Origin of the sequence: Nocardia sp. CA-135953 (assembly GCF_050955735.1) — a bacterium.
Taxonomy (GTDB): Bacteria; Actinomycetota; Actinomycetes; order Mycobacteriales; family Mycobacteriaceae; genus Nocardia.
In genome coordinates this window covers 3,480,501-3,495,906 of record NZ_CP192082.1, presented here as the reverse complement: position 1 = coordinate 3,495,906, position 15,406 = coordinate 3,480,501, and the positions used below count along the sequence as shown (strand labels likewise).

18 protein-coding genes are annotated in these 15,406 nt (G+C 65.2%); 9 read left to right on the top strand and 9 right to left on the bottom strand.

The window, feature by feature from the left end; genetic code table 11:
• Nucleotides 1-168: 168 nt before the first annotated feature.
• Nucleotides 169-783 carry an NADAR family protein gene (locus ACQPXH_RS16105; protein WP_433603126.1) on the top strand — a complete coding sequence of 205 codons (615 nt, stop codon included), beginning with the start codon at nt 169-171 and terminating at the stop codon, nt 781-783.
• Here the strand turns inward: ACQPXH_RS16105 and ACQPXH_RS16100 are convergent.
• Nucleotides 762-1,985 carry a hypothetical protein gene (locus ACQPXH_RS16100; protein ID WP_433603125.1) on the bottom strand — a complete coding sequence of 408 codons (1,224 nt, stop codon included), beginning with the start codon at nt 1,983-1,985 and terminating at the stop codon, nt 762-764. The two genes, ACQPXH_RS16105 and ACQPXH_RS16100, sit on opposite strands and share 22 nt — an antisense overlap.
• Nucleotides 1,986-2,076: 91 nt before the next feature.
• Nucleotides 2,077-2,340 (bottom strand): hemerythrin domain-containing protein, encoded by a 264-nt coding sequence (locus ACQPXH_RS16095; RefSeq protein ID WP_433603124.1) that lies wholly within the window; start codon nt 2,338-2,340, stop codon nt 2,077-2,079.
• A 219-nt stretch (nt 2,341-2,559) separates the two neighbouring features.
• On the opposite strand from ACQPXH_RS16095, the gene ACQPXH_RS16090 reads away from it, so the two are divergent.
• Together ACQPXH_RS16090 and ACQPXH_RS16085 are read left to right on the top strand one after the other, a co-directional pair.
• Nucleotides 2,560-3,639 carry an NAD(P)H-dependent amine dehydrogenase family protein gene (locus tag ACQPXH_RS16090; RefSeq protein ID WP_433603123.1) on the top strand — a complete coding sequence of 360 codons (1,080 nt, stop codon included), beginning with the start codon at nt 2,560-2,562 and terminating at the stop codon, nt 3,637-3,639.
• Entirely contained in the window at nt 3,636-4,121 is a 486-nt protein-coding gene (locus ACQPXH_RS16085; RefSeq protein WP_433603122.1) for a carboxymuconolactone decarboxylase family protein, read from the top strand. Before ACQPXH_RS16090 ends, ACQPXH_RS16085 begins: the two co-directional genes overlap by 4 nt.
• A gap of 317 nt (nt 4,122-4,438) precedes the next feature.
• Here the strand turns inward: ACQPXH_RS16085 and ACQPXH_RS16080 are convergent, their stop codons facing one another.
• Complete coding sequence (locus ACQPXH_RS16080; protein WP_433603121.1) at nt 4,439-5,125, bottom strand: hypothetical protein; 687 nt, start codon at nt 5,123-5,125, stop codon at nt 4,439-4,441.
• Between the two features lie 87 nt (nt 5,126-5,212).
• Here ACQPXH_RS16080 and ACQPXH_RS16075 point away from each other — a divergent pair, with 87 nt between their 5' ends.
• Both ACQPXH_RS16075 and ACQPXH_RS16070 read left to right on the top strand, forming a co-directional pair.
• The gene (locus ACQPXH_RS16075; RefSeq protein WP_433603481.1) at nt 5,213-5,503 is read left to right on the top strand and encodes an ArsR/SmtB family transcription factor; all 291 of its coding nucleotides are present in this window, start codon (nt 5,213-5,215) and stop codon (nt 5,501-5,503) included.
• Nucleotides 5,503-5,892, top strand: a complete 390-nt coding sequence (locus ACQPXH_RS16070; RefSeq protein WP_433603480.1) for a VOC family protein — start codon at nt 5,503-5,505, stop codon at nt 5,890-5,892. Before ACQPXH_RS16075 ends, ACQPXH_RS16070 begins: the two co-directional genes overlap by 1 nt.
• A gap of 351 nt (nt 5,893-6,243) precedes the next feature.
• Here ACQPXH_RS16070 and ACQPXH_RS16065 read toward each other — a convergent pair whose 3' ends face one another.
• Nucleotides 6,244-6,783 carry a GtrA family protein gene (locus tag ACQPXH_RS16065; protein WP_433603120.1) on the bottom strand — a complete coding sequence of 180 codons (540 nt, stop codon included), beginning with the start codon at nt 6,781-6,783 and terminating at the stop codon, nt 6,244-6,246.
• A gap of 167 nt (nt 6,784-6,950) precedes the next feature.
• Between ACQPXH_RS16065 and ACQPXH_RS16060 the strand changes: the two genes are divergently transcribed.
• Nucleotides 6,951-7,754 (top strand): aldose 1-epimerase, encoded by an 804-nt coding sequence (locus tag ACQPXH_RS16060; protein ID WP_433603119.1) that lies wholly within the window; start codon nt 6,951-6,953, stop codon nt 7,752-7,754.
• Nucleotides 7,755-7,757: 3 nt separating this feature from the next.
• On the opposite strand, the gene ACQPXH_RS16055 is transcribed toward ACQPXH_RS16060, so the two are convergent.
• Complete coding sequence (locus tag ACQPXH_RS16055; RefSeq protein ID WP_433603118.1) at nt 7,758-8,510, bottom strand: TetR/AcrR family transcriptional regulator; 753 nt, start codon at nt 8,508-8,510, stop codon at nt 7,758-7,760.
• A 106-nt stretch (nt 8,511-8,616) separates the two neighbouring features.
• On the opposite strand from ACQPXH_RS16055, the gene ACQPXH_RS16050 reads away from it, so the two are divergent.
• Both ACQPXH_RS16050 and ACQPXH_RS16045 read left to right on the top strand, forming a co-directional pair.
• The gene (locus ACQPXH_RS16050) at nt 8,617-9,819 is read left to right on the top strand and encodes a DUF418 domain-containing protein (protein WP_433603117.1); all 1,203 of its coding nucleotides are present in this window, start codon (nt 8,617-8,619) and stop codon (nt 9,817-9,819) included.
• 201 nt (nt 9,820-10,020) lie between these two features.
• The gene (locus ACQPXH_RS16045) at nt 10,021-11,538 is read left to right on the top strand and encodes an FAD-dependent monooxygenase (protein WP_433603116.1); all 1,518 of its coding nucleotides are present in this window, start codon (nt 10,021-10,023) and stop codon (nt 11,536-11,538) included.
• Nucleotides 11,539-11,581: 43 nt separating this feature from the next.
• Here the strand turns inward: ACQPXH_RS16045 and ACQPXH_RS16040 are convergent, their stop codons facing one another.
• Nucleotides 11,582-11,992 (bottom strand): nitroreductase family deazaflavin-dependent oxidoreductase, encoded by a 411-nt coding sequence (locus ACQPXH_RS16040; RefSeq protein WP_433603115.1) that lies wholly within the window; start codon nt 11,990-11,992, stop codon nt 11,582-11,584.
• A gap of 131 nt (nt 11,993-12,123) precedes the next feature.
• Between ACQPXH_RS16040 and ACQPXH_RS16035 the strand changes: the two genes are divergently transcribed.
• Nucleotides 12,124-12,891 (top strand): trans-aconitate 2-methyltransferase, encoded by a 768-nt coding sequence (locus ACQPXH_RS16035; protein WP_433603114.1) that lies wholly within the window; start codon nt 12,124-12,126, stop codon nt 12,889-12,891.
• Nucleotides 12,892-13,094: 203 nt separating this feature from the next.
• Here ACQPXH_RS16035 and ACQPXH_RS16030 read toward each other — a convergent pair whose 3' ends face one another.
• The 3 genes from ACQPXH_RS16030 to ACQPXH_RS16020 form a co-directional block, all read right to left on the bottom strand.
• The gene (locus tag ACQPXH_RS16030; RefSeq protein ID WP_433603113.1) at nt 13,095-13,532 is read right to left on the bottom strand and encodes a nuclear transport factor 2 family protein; all 438 of its coding nucleotides are present in this window, start codon (nt 13,530-13,532) and stop codon (nt 13,095-13,097) included.
• Nucleotides 13,533-13,628: 96 nt separating this feature from the next.
• Entirely contained in the window at nt 13,629-14,525 is an 897-nt protein-coding gene (gene murQ / locus ACQPXH_RS16025; RefSeq protein WP_433603112.1) for an N-acetylmuramic acid 6-phosphate etherase, read from the bottom strand.
• A 16-nt stretch (nt 14,526-14,541) separates the two neighbouring features.
• A complete protein-coding gene (locus tag ACQPXH_RS16020) occupies nt 14,542-15,405 on the bottom strand; it encodes a MurR/RpiR family transcriptional regulator (protein WP_433603111.1) in 864 nt (287 codons plus the stop codon).
• Nucleotide 15,406 lies beyond the last annotated feature (1 nt).

Here is a 15,406-nt window from a genome sequence, read left to right as displayed (position 1 = left end):
TGGCGGCCGAGTTGGGCAACTGATTCGCTAGCTCAATGCCTCGTAGAGGGTGAGCCATCGGCCAGGACTACCTGCCATACGGGCAAACCTAGAGCACGCAGGAGTTGTCCGCGACTGATTTATCGCGCCCGTCGCCAGGGGCGGGGTGCTGCGAAAATCGAGGCGAACATGTCGGTGCTATCCGGCACAATTTTGCTCATGCTGGTGCGCTCGGTTCCCGATCTGATCACCCTCGCCGAAAGCGGGGACCAGGTGAAATATCTGCGATTCTGGGGACACCAGCCGCAGCGCGACGGCAGTATCGGCCCGGGATGCCTGAGCCAATGGTGGCGCGCACCGTTCGTTGTCGGCGGTCTGACCTATGCCACGGCCGAGCACTATATGATGTGGGGCAAGGCGATGGCGTTCGGTGATACCGAGGTGGCCGAGCAGGTTCTGGCAGCCGGGCATCCCAAGCAGGCGAAGGATCTCGGCCGCGGGGTGCGCGGGTTCAACGAGATCATCTGGGACGCACGTCGTTTCGACATCGTGGTGGCCGGCAATTTGGCGAAATTCGGTCAGCACGAAGAGCTGAGGCAGTACTTACTCGGCACAGGAAGCCGAGTGCTCGTCGAGGCCAGTCCGGTCGACCGGGTGTGGGGGATCGGACTGGCCGCCGACGATCCACGCGCCGAGAATCCCGCCGCCTGGCGTGGACTCAACCTGCTCGGCTTCGCGCTGATGGCCGCCAGGGCCCAACTGGCGGCGAATCCTGCTGCGACTCAGTCGGAATTCACCGATTGATCGTGTTCGTCGGTCTTTTCCTCGGCAATGCGGGCGCGCCAGATCTCGGCTTCGGCGTGATTGCCCTGGCGTTCGAGGAGCTCGGCGAGTCCGGTCATGGCGCGTGATTCGCGGCGCTCGGCCGCGGTGCGCCACCAGCGCTCGGCATCGCCGAGTTCACCACGATTGAACAGAACGACGCCGAGGTCATAGGCCGCGCCGGCGTGCCCGGCCTCGGCGGCCTGTGCCCACAGACCGCAAGCTTGTTCCTCCTCGCCGCGGCCGAACATGGCGACGCCGAGATCGTAGAGGGCGGCGCGATAGCCGCGGTCGCCGTCCTTGGTGCGCTCCTGCGATTTGGATTGCTCGGGCTTCGGTGGTTCCGGGAGCGGGGTGTGGTGGGTATCCGCTGTCCGCTCCTGTATTGCCGGAACCTGCTCGGCTACTGACGGTTCCGGCAACCGGGCGCGCGCGGGTTGCAACGGTGTGGTCTGTTCGGCCGCCGGGAGTTCGGGGCGTGCGGATGTCGCTTGCAGTGGTTCCGGGAACCGCACCAATTCGAGGTCAGGAGGTATCGGCTGCGGCTCATGGAGTCGAGGCTGCTCAGCGGAGACGGAGGCGGCGCGCTGCGGCTGAGTCGGTGGCGTCGGCTGGACGGATCTGTCTGGTGGGAGTTGCGCAGGCTGTGAACCTTGGTGCGCGGCGGAGACGGCGGGCAGACTCGCGGTTTCCACCTCGACCACCAAGTTGGCGAAATTCGGTGGGCCCTCGCCGACGCTGCACCAGAGGATGATTCGGCCGGTCGGTGGTTGTTCGATGAGGATGCCGTAGTTACCCGACCAGGATTTCTGCACGCCGAACCCGTCGACCCAGACCGGGGTCAACGAGAACAGTGCGCCCGCATCGGTCGGGACCACCTCGAAGGTGACGCCGACGGCCAGGGCGTCGCTCCATACGTCGAACCCGGCCAGGCGGTTGCCATCGATGCCGATGTGCCCGCCGATCACCGACAGCCCGATTCCGTGTCCGCGCAGACCCGCGGGCGGTGCCGCGGACAGCAGCTTCATGGTGACCATGATCGGCGCGGATCCGACCTGTTCGGTGTACATCGGGTAGATCAGGCCGCCGTTCCAGGTGATCGGGTCGGCAGAGTGGTAGCGCGCGGCCAGCGGTAGGTTCTCCGGCGAATTCTGGGCATACCACTGCGAATACTGTTGATTCATACCGCGCCCCGACCTTTCACCGATGCTTCCTCGCCCCTGTCTACGCGGTCCGGCCGGTAATACCGTACCCGCCCCTGATGCGGTGGCTGCTTCAGTCCCGAGCGGAGCGCATGCGATCCACCGCGACCGTGACGCCGAGAAGTTCCTCGCCCGTCCTGGTACCCATTTCGAGTTCGTCGAAAGCCTGCACGAGCCTGCGTTCCTCCCAGTGGAAGTGCGATTCCAGGATGGCGGCCAATACATCGAGTTCCCGCCGCACGGTATCGGCATTGTCCGGCCCGATCGAGTCGAGCAGTTCGGTCAGCCGGCGCAGGATATCGGCGACCAGTTGGTGATCGGTGCGCAGTTCGGCCAATACCGGACCAGTTCGAATCGTGGTCGACGATATGGACGACCGGCGCGGCCACCACGATTCCGATGATGCTGACCACCAGCGCGGTCGCCAGGCCGATCACCGCGGACAGTCCGGCACCCGACGCACCTATCGCGCGGCGACGCTGCGAATTACATAGCTCCACTGCGTAATTCCCAAAATCCCAGTTACCCCGAACCAAGCGCTTGCTACGCTCGCTCGATGATCCCCACGATTGTCTGGGGCACCGGCAATGTCGGCCGCGCTGCCATCCGCGCCGTCGACGCACACCCGGCGCTGGAACTCACGGGCGTGCTCGTCCACAATCCGGATAAGGTCGGCCGCGATGCGGGGCGGCTCGCGGGACTCGACTACGACCTCGGCGTCCCGGCGACCGCCGATATCGACGCGGCCCTGGCCGCCAGACCTCGGGCTGTGGTGTACGCGGCATCCGGTGATATCCGCCCTGACGACGCGCTCGCCGACATCGTCCAGGCCATCGAGTCCGGCGCGGTCGTCGTCACCCCGGCGCTGTACGCGCTCTACGATCCGCGCAGCGCCCCACCCGAAATGTGTGATCCGGTGCTGGCGGCGATCGCGCGGGGCGGCGGGTCATTGTTCGTCTCCGGTGTCGATCCCGGCTGGGGCAATGATGTGCTGCCGCTGCTGATGAGCGGACTCGGCAGCACCGTTGATGTGATCCGCTGTCAGGAGATCTTCGACTACACCACCTACGACCAGCCCGATTCGGTGCGCTATCTGGTCGGTATGGGCCAGCCGATGGACTATCTGCCGCCCATGGTGGCGCCGGGCATCCCGACCATGGTGTGGGGCGGGCAGATTCGGTTGATGGCGCGGGCGCTCGGCGTCGAGCTCGAGGAGATCCGCGAAACCCTGGACCGCCGCGCGCTGGACGCCACCGTGACCACCGAGCGCATGGGTGAGTTCGCGTCGGGTACGCAGGGCGCCTTGCGGTTCGAGGTGCAGGGGATCGTCGAGGGCGAGCCGCGCATCGTCATCGAGCACGTCACCCGGATCCACCCGTCCTGCGCCCCCGACTGGCCGACGCCGCCGGACGGCGAGGGCGCGCACCGTGTGCTCATCGAGGGCCACCCGCGCATCGAAATCACCATCGAGGCCGCCGACGAGGACGGAAACCGTTCCGCGGGCGGCAATGCCACCGCGGTCGGCCGATTGGTGAATGCCATCGACTGGCTCGTCGCCGCCGAACCCGGACTCTATGACGCGCTCGATATCCCACTGCGTCCCGCAGTCGGCAAGCTCGGAAGGAAGCATCCATGATCATCGACATTCCCGAGGGCAAGGACCCGATCGGTTACGTATGGGGCGAGATGGTGCCCGGTATCGGCGTGGCCGCCTCGAACTTCTCGCTGTCGGTGTATTCGCAGTCGACCCTCGGACTGCGCGAATTCGAGGCGGCACGACTGAAGATCGCCCAGGTCAACGGCTGCATCTTCTGCCTGGATTGGCGCACCGAACGCGACGGTCAGCAGGTGGAACCGGGGTTCGCGGACGCGGTGACCAATTGGCGCACCACCGAGTTGTTCGACGAACGCACCCGGCTGGCCGCCGAATACGCCGAACGCTACGCCACCGATCACCACAATCTCGATGACGAGTTCTGGGATCGGATGCGCGCGCAGTACAGCCAGACCGAAATCGTCGAATTGAGTATGAGCATCGGATCGTGGCTGGCCTTCGGTCGGCTCAACCACGTGCTCGGGCTGGACACGGTATGTGTATTGCCCGGGCATTCGTCGTAGGCGAATGTCTTTGTCCCAGAGATAAATAACTTTCCAGCGTGGCCGCGGTGACCGAATTGCGCCACTACCTGCGCTCGGGTCGCGATCTCGACCGGACTCTCGCGCGCGTGCTGCCTTTCGCGGGGCCGACACTGAGCGGACGGCTCGCTCGACGATGTACTCGAAGTAGCCGCTGACACGTAGCTGACCTGCGCGCCCGGTTGGACCACGATCTGTGTGCGTCCCTGCGGCTCGAGTGGCGGCCGGCATGTCCGCGTATCGAACGGATCGTCCGGCAAGTGGCCTTTAGCGCGAATTACCCAGTGGTGCTGACGGATTCAGTCCAACGCTGCCCAATCGATGCCGTCCAGCCGGCTCCACTCGTCGCAGGCCCAGTCCCAGATGAGTTGGGCGACGGTAGCGCCGTCGGTCATTGTGGCGCGGAGGCGTTGGTCCCGGATCGGGTGGTGGATTTCGAGGGTGTAGTCGATCGGAAAGTTGCGGTGGGCCCGGATGAAACTCTTTGCGTCGTTTCGCTTTTCGGCGATCAGATACGGGGCGGCGGCCAGCAGATGAAGTTGGCGGATCCAGTCGAAAACTTCGCGCTGGGTGAGTGAGGAAAACTTGCGTTCACCGCCGATATCGATCGAGGCGTAGCGGCGAATTTCGGAGCCGGTCAAGGTGTTGGTCCGCGCATCGTAGATTTCATATGCGAAACCCGCGATGAGGGCTTCGATGAGTTCGCGTACCCGCGGTGCGGCGTAGTCCATCGCGGAGCCGCGAGTCCTGCGGCGATCCACACTGTCGGCGGCGGTCACCCGCACCGAATCTCCGGCCGCCTCGATCCGCAGCCTGGCATGCCGGGCGGCGGCCGGAATTCGGCTGTTCCAGCCGTGCAGTCCGGCGATGACGGTCTGGTAGAGGTGGTCATCGGCGGGTTGCCCGCGTCTGGATCGAAAATAAGGAAGTACGTCCCCCGGCGATGCCGCCGCGCCCGCGGGCAGCACCACGAACTCATAGCTCATCAACCCAATCTAACTCGGCCCCCGACACATTCGCCCGCCCTGCTTTCCGATCCGAACTCCACTTGATAGGCAAGTGGCTACTTGCCTATAGTGAGGGGTGTGAGCGGCGATGTCTTCAAGGCGCTGGCCGACCCCACACGTCGGGCGATCCTCGACGAACTGGCCGATCGCGACGGTCAGACCTTGTTCGAGCTCTGCACCCGGCTCACCATGGGCCACCAACTAACGTCGAGCAGGCAGGCGATTTCGCAGCATCTGGATGTGCTGGCGGCCGCCGGTCTGGTGACCACGCGCCGGGACGGCCGGTACAAATTCCACCATCTGAACCGAGAACCGCTTCGGCGGCTCACCCACCGCTGGCTTACGGAGGACCGATGATCCGCATCAATATCACCAGCGTTCTGGTCGATGATCAGGACAAAGCATTGCGCTTCTACACCGAGGTGCTCGGCTTCGTGAAGAAGACCGAGGTTCCGCTCGGCGAGGCGCGCTGGCTGACGGTCGTGTCGCAACAGGAACCGGACGGCATCGAACTGCTGTTGGAGCCCGATGGGCATCCGGCGGTCCGGCCGTTCAAGGAGGCGCTGGTCGAGGACGGAATTCCGTTCACGTCGTTCGCGGTGGACGATCTGTACGCCGAGTACGAGCGGTTGCGCGGGCTCGGCGTGCGATTCACTCAGGAACCGCTCGATCAGGGGCCTGTTGTCACCGCGGTACTCGACGACACCTGCGGCAACCTGATTCAGATCGCCCAGATGAAGAGCTGAGGCTCGAGCCGTTTGGAGTAGTGCGGCCGTCGAATTCGGTTCCGCCGGACCAACTCCGACGCCAGATGGCGACCGTTTCGTCGAGACGGCCGACGCGCTGGTCGAAGGGCACACCGACGGCGGCGAGCAGTGGCAGCGGATCGACTCGGATTCGCGCCGACGGGGAATCGCCGATCCACACCGAATCGAACCCGGCATTCTCGGCGGCCGCGCGAACCGGACCAAGCCGGCGGCATCGTGTTCGCCGGTCATCGAGGTTTCGCGGCTGGGGAGCAGCAGGCCGATCTGTGTCATACCGGCGATCGTCGCCCCGGTCGCCGATACCGGGCAATAACCTCGCAGGCAAGCGACCTACCGCGGTTCGAGCTCTGATTGGACCAGATCGTCAGGGAAGGCGTACCGCCGAAATGCCCAGTACCGGAACGCCATCGCGAGCAGCACACCCAGAATCTGACCGGTGATGAAGTTCGAGACGGCCTGGGTGACCGGACTGACGTCCGGCACCCGGATATCGAGCACATACAGCGCGACCGCCTGCGGCAACAGCGTGACACCGATCCCGAGCGCACTGATCGCGAAGAACAGCGCGGCCTCGTGGTGCCGCTCCCGGCCGCCTCTGGTCCGGAACGACCACTCCCGATTGAGCACATACGACACGATCGTCGCGATCAACACACCGAGCACGCGCGCGGTGAGCGGCTTCTCGCCGAGCACCGTCAACTTCAGCGCATAGACGATCCCGGTATCGATGAACCAGGTGATCCCACCTACGACGGCGAACTTGAGCAGCTCACGCCGCTGGATCAGATACGACCGGTACGGCTCCGGAATCCGGTCGAGCGCAAGCTGGACGAAGGACACGCCCCGCACTATATCCAGCAAATCTGTCACCTCACGTTTCCGACCGCCGATGCCGCCCTAACCCAAGCATGCCCTCGCCCGTCACGCCAGGTAAGTCACCTCCGGTGTTTCGGACGCGCCGCGTCGGTCGGCGTGCCCGCCCCGGGCTGGTCATGGCACTGTGTCGTACCGGACCCATAGTCGGAAGAGGAGCGCTCATGACCGATGCAGGCAATTCCAGTGTTGTGCTGACCGCAGGGAACGCGCAGGTGAGCATCGCACCGGAGAATGGCGGGCGGCTGACCAGTTTGCGGATCGGTGAGCTGGAGCTGTTGCGGCAGGGCGCACGGTACGGCGCGTTTCCGATGGCGCCCTGGTGTGGTCGAATGGGATCGGGACAGTTCCGGTATGGCGGCGCGTTGCATCAGATGCCGATCAACGCCGATCCACACGCTATTCACGGCACCGCGCGCGATAGGGCCTGGCACGTCCTCAGCACCACGGAATCCACTGCCGCGCTGAGCTGCGAGCTCACCGACCCGTGGCCGTATCGTGGACGAGTCACCCAGGAGTTCCAGCTCTCCGAGCACTCGATAACCCTGACCATGCGGGTCGAAACAGCGGGCGAGCCGTTTCCCGCGCAGGTCGGTTGGCATCCGTGGTTTATGCGAAATCTGGGCTCCGGCAAGGACATCGAGCTCGACGTCACCCCGGCTTGGCAGGAGGAGCGCGGCCCCGACTACCTCCCGACCGGACGCCGCATTGCCCCGCAACCCGGACCCTGGGACGACTGTTTCGGCATGCCCGATGGCACCACTGTCACACTGACCTGGCCTCACGCCCTGCAGCTGACCATCACCAGTCCCGCCGAATGGGTCGTCGTCTTCGATCAGCAACCCGAAGCCGCCTGTGTCGAGCCACAATCCGGTCCGCCCAACGGCATCAACACCCACCCGCGGCCGGTCACCGCGAGTGATCCGTTGGAACTGTCCACCACCTGGGCCTGGCGTCTGCTCGACTGAGTTCTATGCGCCGTCTATCGCGGCGGCCACCCCGTCGAGGATCAACTCCAGCGCGAATACGAAGTCCTGGTCGGCGGCATCGATATCCCCATCCGGCGGTGATTCGAACAGCGGGCCGGCGAATAGTGCGGCCGCCTCGGGGAAGCGGTCCGGATCGACCAGGATGGCGAGAGTGCGGCGGTAGTTCCGATTGGCCTGCACCTCGTCGAGCCCCGTCTCGCGTCGTGCCTCGGTGAGCTGCTGGGTGAGCAGACTCGCTTGCCGCACATGCCCGCTCACCAGCATCAGGATGCCCGCCTTGGTGGCCCAGGTGAGTTCGGTGTCGGCGAGTGCGCGCAGCACGGCATCCATCCAGCCGATCGTGTTCGGACCGCGGGGCGGCCCGGCGATCGGTACTTGCGGCAACCACGGATGCTCGGCATAGACCGCGCGCATCGCATGCGCCCACTGCCGTAGCCCGGCCCGCCACTCGATGGGTGCGGTACCGAGATCCGGTGCCGGGCCGATCGCGAAATCGGCCATCAGCTCGAAGAGTTCGTCTTTGGAACCGACGTGGCGGTACAGCGCCATTTTCGTGAAACCCAGTGTCTGCGCGACCTGCAGCAACGTGACCGCGCCCAGCCCCGAGCGATCGGCGAGATCCACTGCGGCGCGCACGACCCGGTCGACGTCCAGTTCCGCCGGTCGGCCCAACCGTGCGGGTGTCGGGAGTCGCCAGAGCCTGCCCAGGTCGGCGGGCACCGCCTCGTCGGCCATGTCCTTACCTCCTCAGGATTGCCGATGCCTTTGGCGGATATTAGCCCGAGATATAGTATATCTTGGATAGTATCCCTTGGATACTATCGACTTTCGGAGAACGCTAATGACCGATCAGCTGGTCGCCTCCAGATCCCGGGTGCACGACGTCGACGCCCTGCGCGGCTTCGCCCTGTTGGGCATCTTCATCGTCAATATCACCTTCATGGCCTCGGGTTATCCCGGCAACCTGGTGATCGACCCCGACTACACTTCGTCCCTCGACGATGCCGTGCGCGCACTGTCCGAGGTCTTCGTCGATATGAAGTTCTACCTGCTGTTCTCATTCCTGTTCGGTTACAGCTTCACGCTGCAGATGGAATCGGCGGCCGCCGCGCGAGCCGCCTTCGAACCGCGGATGCTGCGTCGCATCGGCGGCCTGTTCGTCCTCGGTGTGCTGCACATCGTGTTCCTGTACGCGGGCGACGTACTCACCACCTACGCGGTGGCGTGCTCGGTGTTGTTCTGTATGCGGCGGGTGAGCGACCGAACCGCATTGCGCGTCGCGGCGATTCTGTACGGCTTGGTCGTAGCGAGCCTGCTGCTCGGCACTGTATTCATGGATGCGTCGGCCCTGCTGCCCTCCACCGCCGAGGCTCGAGCCAATGCCGAACACGCCACCCAGGCTATGCTCGGCGGCTGGGGCGACATTATCGGCGAACACCTCGACGGCCTCGGACTCCTTGTCCTGCAAGCTCTTACGCTGCAGGGACCGACCGCTCTGGCCATGTTCCTACTCGGCTTGGTCGCGGGTCGACGCAAACTGCTCACCCATGTTCACGGCGACGAACCCGTCCTGCGCCGAATCCAACTCATCGGTTTCCCCATCGGCCTCGCGGGCAGCATCCTCTTCGCCATCGGCGGCGGCACCGGTCACACCCTCCCGGTAGCGATCAGCGTCGCCACCGCCCCATTCCTCACCGCCGCCTATGTCGCAACCCTGCTCCGAGCGATGCACAGCCCCCGCACGTCCTTCATCCGCACAGCCCTGGCCCCCGCGGGCCGCATCGCCCTCACCAACTACCTCGCTCAGTCAGCAATCGGCCTACTGATCTTCACCGGCATAGGCCTGGCCGCCGCCGGCACCTTCTCCCCGCTCGCCACCATGTCCACCGCCGTGCTCGTCTTCACCCTCCAACTAGCCCTGAGCGCACTCTGGCTGCACTGGTTCCGCTACGGCCCCGCCGAATGGATCCTCCGCTGGATCACCAACGGCCACCGTCCCGCCTGGCGCGAATCCCCGTCCGAGCCCGCGCCGAATCAACCATGAGGCCAGCAAGAATGTCGGGGGCAGAGGTGGCCAGGTGGGCGCTCGCGAGGATCGCGCCGGGAGCGCCGAGGGCCAGCAGTGGGGTGGCGTGCAGGTCGTGGAGCAATCAGCTCGACTGACATCGGTGAGTTCCGGCGCGACGCAAGGCGCGTGTAAGGCGACGTAAGTCCGCCGCAATCGCCCATCGGCAGAGTCGAGTTCATGAACGAGACATTCGATGTGATCGTCGTCGGTGCCGGACCGGTCGGGCTCATGCTGGCCTGCGAACTTCGCCTCGGCGGCGCCGAGGTGCTGGTAGTCGAGCGGTTGACCGAACCCGATATGACCATCAAGGCCGGTGGGATCAATGTGCCGACCGTACAGGCGTTCTACCGTCGCGGCATGCTGCCCGACCTGCGCGAACAGCAGAATGCGACGTTGCAGCGCATTCGCGCGGCGGGTCTATTCCCGAATGCCGGAAACCAGCGCCTGCCGATGGCCGGTCATTTCGCGGGCATCGTGCTCCGCATGGACGAAATCGATTTCGGCGATCCGGTTTTCGCCGACCTCGGGCCCAGCGCCGGCGTGGTGCTGGTGCCGCAGCAGGCCATCGAGGCGATCCTGGCTCAACGCGCCACCGGCCTCGGCATCGAGGTTCGCCGCGGTGTGGAATTGACCGAATTCGACGATGACGACACCGGTGTCACCGTGCAGCTCGGTAACAACAGCGTCCGCACGGACTGGCTCGTCGGCTGCGACGGCGGCCGCAGCACCGTTCGTAAGCTGGCCGAATTCGATTTTCCGGGGTTGGATCCGGAGATCACCGGCCATCAGGCAGTTGTCGACATGACCGGTGCGGAGGGTTTACGGCCGGGCTGGAACACCACTGAGTCCGGGATCTACACCAATGGCCCGACACCGGGCCGAATCGTCACGATGGAACTCGACGGCCCGCCGTCCGACCGGACGACGCCGGTCACTGCGGCCGAATTGCAGGCCAGCCTGCGCGCGGTGTCGGGTGTGCAGGTCGAGATCACCGCCGTGCACTCGGCAACAAGGTTCACCGATAACACCCGTCAGGTCACCGAATATCGCAAGGGCCGGGTGCTGCTGGCCGGCGACGCCGCCCATGTGCATTCACCGCTCGGCGGGCAGGGCCTCAATCTGGGCATCGGCGATGCGGTCAACCTCGGCTGGAAATTGGCCGCCGTCGTGCGCGGGAATGCGAGCCAAGCGCTGCTCGACACTTATACCGCAGAACGTCATCCGGTCGGCGCATGGGTACTGGAGTGGACCCGCGCACAGGTCGCGCTGATGCGACTCGACCAGCGCAGCAAGGCGTTACGCGAAGTTATGACCGATCTGCTCGCCACCCGCGACGGCAGCACCGCGATCTTCAAGAGGATCTCCGGTGTGCTGCATCGCTACGACCTCGGCGGTGGCCACGATCTGATCGGCGCGGTCGCGCCGGATATCGAACTGTCCGATGGCAGTCGCCTCGGTGCGCACTTCGCCGATGGTCGGGCAATCCTGCTGGATCTGACCGATTCCGCTGAGCTGAGGACGATCGCCGCACCGTGGTCGGATCGGGTGCGCGTGGTGACCGCGAAACCTGTTGCACCACGCGATCTCTCCGCGATGCTAATCCGACCGGACGGCTACGTGGCCTGGGCCGCGGATTCCGGCGAGCGCGATGGACTTGCCGAGGCTCTACGGCGCTGGTTCGGCGACCAATCCTGATGGGCTGGTGCCGGCCCAGCCGTCATCGACCGGGCCGGCGGTATCAGGCCTCTCGGCGATACACCGCGACAACCGGAATCACTCGGGAAGTCTTGGCTTGGTATTCACCGAATCCCGGCATGATCTCGACCATCCGCGCATACAGTTCGTCGCGTTCGGATCCCGTCACCACCTCGGCCTTCGCCGGATAGGTCTCGGTGCCCAACTCCACGGTGAATTCCGGATTCGCGCGCAGGTTGTGGTACCAGGCCGGATGCTTATCGGCACCACCGTTCGAGGCGATGAGCACGATCCGCTCGCCGTCCGGGAGGTAGACCAGCGGGCTGGTGACCTGGCGGCCGGATTTGGCGCCCGTCGTCGTGATCAGCACCATCGCCGCACCGTCGAACATCCCGCCGACCTTGCCCGCATTGGCGCGGAACTCATTGACCACCTGCGCATTGAAGTCGTTCACTGCACTCCCATCGATTGTTTTCCGCACCAACCCACGCGGCGCGCCGGAAATTCCGGCCGCTTCTTGTCGGACCGGTCGATGCGGAATACAGTACATGCGTACGGTTTGGTTGAGTCGACTTGGAGCAGCCGATGTGGGATCCCGAGAAGTATCTGGCCTTCGATGACCACCGCTCGCGTCCATTCTTCGAACTACTCGATCGAATCGGGGCCGAGGATCCGCGCCGCGTCGTAGATCTCGGCTGCGGCCCAGGACATCTCACCGCATCGCTGGCCGAGCGCTGGCCGGGAGCAGTTGTCGAAGCCTCGGATTCATCGCCTGAAATGGTCGCCGCGGCAAGGAGTCTCGGCATCGACGCACAACTCGGCACAGTGCAGGATTGGCGACCGACACCGAATACCGATGTCGTGATCAGCAACGCGGTACTGCACTGGGTGCCGACGCACACGACGCTGCTGCCCCAATGGGTAGCTGCGCTACCTGCGGGCGCCTGGCTCGCATTCCAGGTGCCCGGCAATTTCGACGCTCCGTCGCACCTCGCTATTCGCGAACTCGCGGGCCGCGACGAATGGCGCGACCGGCTCGCACCCGCGGGCATCCTGCAGCCGCGCGATGTCCTCGACCCCAGCGGGTATGCCCAGGTGCTCACCCTCGCTGGCTGTGCGGTCGACGCATGGGAAACGACTTACCTGCAACGGCTGTCGGGGGAGGATCCAGTACTCGAATGGGTCACCGGAACCGCGCTGCGTCCTGTCCGCAACACACTCGACGACACCGCCTGGCATGAGTTCACCGCACAGTTGGCGCCACTCTTGCGTGCGGCTTACCCGCGCCAACTCGACGGCACCGCCTGGCTGCCGTTCCGACGAGTCTTCGCCGTGGCACACAAGACCAGCTGAGCGCCTGATTATACTTCCCGGCTATAGCTCAGGCGGCAATCCCTACTTCGGAGAGGTTTGCGATGGTTCCCAGCGTTCTTCCCTGTGCTTGCGGTCCGGACTGTCGGTGCGGTTGCCAGGAGGGCGGCACGTGCTCGTGCGGAGACAAATGCCAACACCAATGACCGATCGAGGCTCCCGAATCCGGGAGCCTCGATTCGTCTTCAGGCGGTGCTCGGCGCGACGAACATGAAGCTCTTCTCCTCGACACGCTGCTTGATCCGCCATCGGCCGTCGACGCGGACGAATGTGTCGTGATACCAGAGCCCGCACAGCATCAGACTCTGCTGACCTTCGCCGGTCGAGACCAGCATCGGGTTGTGACACATGGTGCGCCCGGTGGCGCTGTCACCGTCGACGGTGATGGACGAATTGCTGATCAGATGTTGGAATGCAAGGAAGTTCGGCATCACGGTGGCCAGGAACTTCTTGGTGGATTCGAGATCACCGACCGCGCCGCCCATGGCCGAATAGTCGATATGCGCATCCGCGGTGAATATCTCGTCGAGCAGATCCCACTGTCGGGTGTCGACCGCATGTGAGTACCGGACCATGAGGTCCTCGATCTCCAGGCGGTCGGAAATCTCCTGCAGGGACAGCATGACGCCTCCGAATTGCCGACACAGCGCGTTCCGCCGGGGCGCGGAACTATGGGTCAGGGTAGCGGTTGGCCGCGCGCGGATTCGACGATCGGAATATCAGTGACGCACTGCGTCGCGCACCCGTCCGTCCGCATCGTGGAGCAGTGCGCGGGCCGCCGACGCGTCTACTCCGGCCAGGCGCATGACGATCGCGGTTTTCACGTGACCGTCCGCCGCGTCCAGTAGTGCCGCGGCGGTGGCGGGATCGGCACCGGTCGCCTCGGCGATGATGCGGCATGCGCGGTCGACGAGTTTGGCATTGGTGGGTTTCACATCCACCATCAGGTTGCCGTAGACCTTGCCCGACCGCACCATGGCGGCGGTGGAGAGCATATTGCACACCATCTTCTGTGCGGTGCCTGCCTTCAGCCGGGTGGAGCCGGTCAAAACCTCTGGGCCCGTATCGATTTCGATGCCGATGTCGGCGTGTGCGCTGGCTTCGGCATTGCGGTTGCACGAAATTGCGACCGTCGCGGCACCGACTGAGCGGCCATACCGCAGCGCACTGACGACGTACGGGGTTCGGCCACTGGCGGCCAGCGCGACCACCACATCGTCGCCGGTGAGTGCGATGGCGGACAGGTCGGCGACGGCCAGCACGGGATCGTCCTCGGCACCTTCTACAGCCCGCAGGAAGGCGTCCGGTCCGCCCGCGATTATGCCGAGAACCTCGCCGGGATCGGTGCCGAAGGTCGGTGGGCATTCGACCGCGTCGAGCATGCCGAGGCGGCCGCTGGTGCCCGCGCCGAGGTAGATCAGTCGACCGCCGCGCCGCCGCGCAGCGACGATCAGTTCGACCGCCCGCGCGATCTCTGGAATCGCCTGTGCCACAGCGGAAGCCACACCCATATCCTCCGCGTTCATGGTGCGCAGCAACTCGTCGATCGGCATCGAATCCAGGGTGGTGGTGCGTGGATTCGACGCTTCGGTGGTCAGCGAACCGATTTCGGTCACGGCGGCACCGGGTGATTCATTCGGTCTCCTTGGTTCGGCGATCGGCAACGGCGTCGTATGTTCGCCGCAGCGCCCTGGCCGCCGACGGCGTGCGTTGCAGGACGCCGACATACAGTGCGTCGACGATGAGGAGCTGACTCATGCGACTCGCCATGGCCGCGGAACGGAACCCGTCCTCACGTCCGGCCACGAGCACCGTGTGCACGGCGGCATTCGCGAGTCCGGATCGCGCCCCCGCCGTCACGGCTACCGTGGTCACGCCCGCGTCTGCCGCACGGCGCACGGCCTCGATGATCGCGGCGGTTTCGCCCGAATGCGAAAACGCGACGGTTACATCACCGGCCTGCAGCAGACTGGCCTGAACCAGTGCGTCATCCTCGGATGTGCATGCGCCGCACCACATTCCGATGCGGGTCAACTTCTGCGCCATATCCATCGCGACGAGTCCGGACGCGCCGATACCCACCAGGTGCACCCGTCGCGCGCCCACCAATGCGTCGACGACGGCCTCCATGGTCGCCGGATCGGCGAGTTCGGCGGTCGCCATCATGCCCTCGGTTTCGAAGGCGGTGAGTTTGTGCAGCACCTTCGACAACGCGTCGTCGGCGTCGATATCGGTGGCGAATACCGGCGAGCCGTCATCACCTCCGACCGCGGCCATGGCGAGCCGCAGCTGCGGATAGCCTTCGTAGCCAAGGGTTTTCGCCAGGCGGACGACGGCGGAGGTGCTGGTCGCCGACCGGTCGGCGAGTTGGCTCACGGTGAGCTGTGCGGCGGCGGCCGGGTCGTGCCGGATCACCTGCGCGACGCGCAGTCCGGTCGGGGTGAGTCGTGGCAGTGCCCCCAGCAGGCGAGTGCGTACGTCATCAGCCTCGGGCATG

Excerpts from the sequence above, each read along its gene's own strand:
- ACQPXH_RS16105 (WP_433603126.1), top strand. The coding sequence starts at position 169 with ATGTCGGTGCTATCCGGCACAATTTTGCTCATGCTGGTGCGCTCGGTT.
- ACQPXH_RS16100 (WP_433603125.1), bottom strand. The coding sequence starts at position 1,985 with ATGAATCAACAGTATTCGCAGTGGTATGCCCAGAATTCGCCGGAGAAC.
- ACQPXH_RS16090 (WP_433603123.1), top strand. The coding sequence starts at position 2,560 with ATGATCCCCACGATTGTCTGGGGCACCGGCAATGTCGGCCGCGCTGCC.
- ACQPXH_RS16085 (WP_433603122.1), top strand. The coding sequence starts at position 3,636 with ATGATCATCGACATTCCCGAGGGCAAGGACCCGATCGGTTACGTATGG.
- ACQPXH_RS16080 (WP_433603121.1), bottom strand. The coding sequence starts at position 5,125 with ATGAGCTATGAGTTCGTGGTGCTGCCCGCGGGCGCGGCGGCATCGCCG.
- ACQPXH_RS16060 (WP_433603119.1), top strand. The coding sequence starts at position 6,951 with ATGACCGATGCAGGCAATTCCAGTGTTGTGCTGACCGCAGGGAACGCG.
- ACQPXH_RS16055 (WP_433603118.1), bottom strand. The coding sequence starts at position 8,510 with ATGGCCGACGAGGCGGTGCCCGCCGACCTGGGCAGGCTCTGGCGACTC.
- ACQPXH_RS16050 (WP_433603117.1), top strand. The coding sequence starts at position 8,617 with ATGACCGATCAGCTGGTCGCCTCCAGATCCCGGGTGCACGACGTCGAC.
- ACQPXH_RS16045 (WP_433603116.1), top strand. The coding sequence starts at position 10,021 with ATGAACGAGACATTCGATGTGATCGTCGTCGGTGCCGGACCGGTCGGG.
- ACQPXH_RS16035 (WP_433603114.1), top strand. The coding sequence starts at position 12,124 with ATGTGGGATCCCGAGAAGTATCTGGCCTTCGATGACCACCGCTCGCGT.
- ACQPXH_RS16030 (WP_433603113.1), bottom strand. The coding sequence starts at position 13,532 with ATGCTGTCCCTGCAGGAGATTTCCGACCGCCTGGAGATCGAGGACCTC.
- ACQPXH_RS16020 (WP_433603111.1), bottom strand. The coding sequence starts at position 15,405 with ATGCCCGAGGCTGATGACGTACGCACTCGCCTGCTGGGGGCACTGCCA.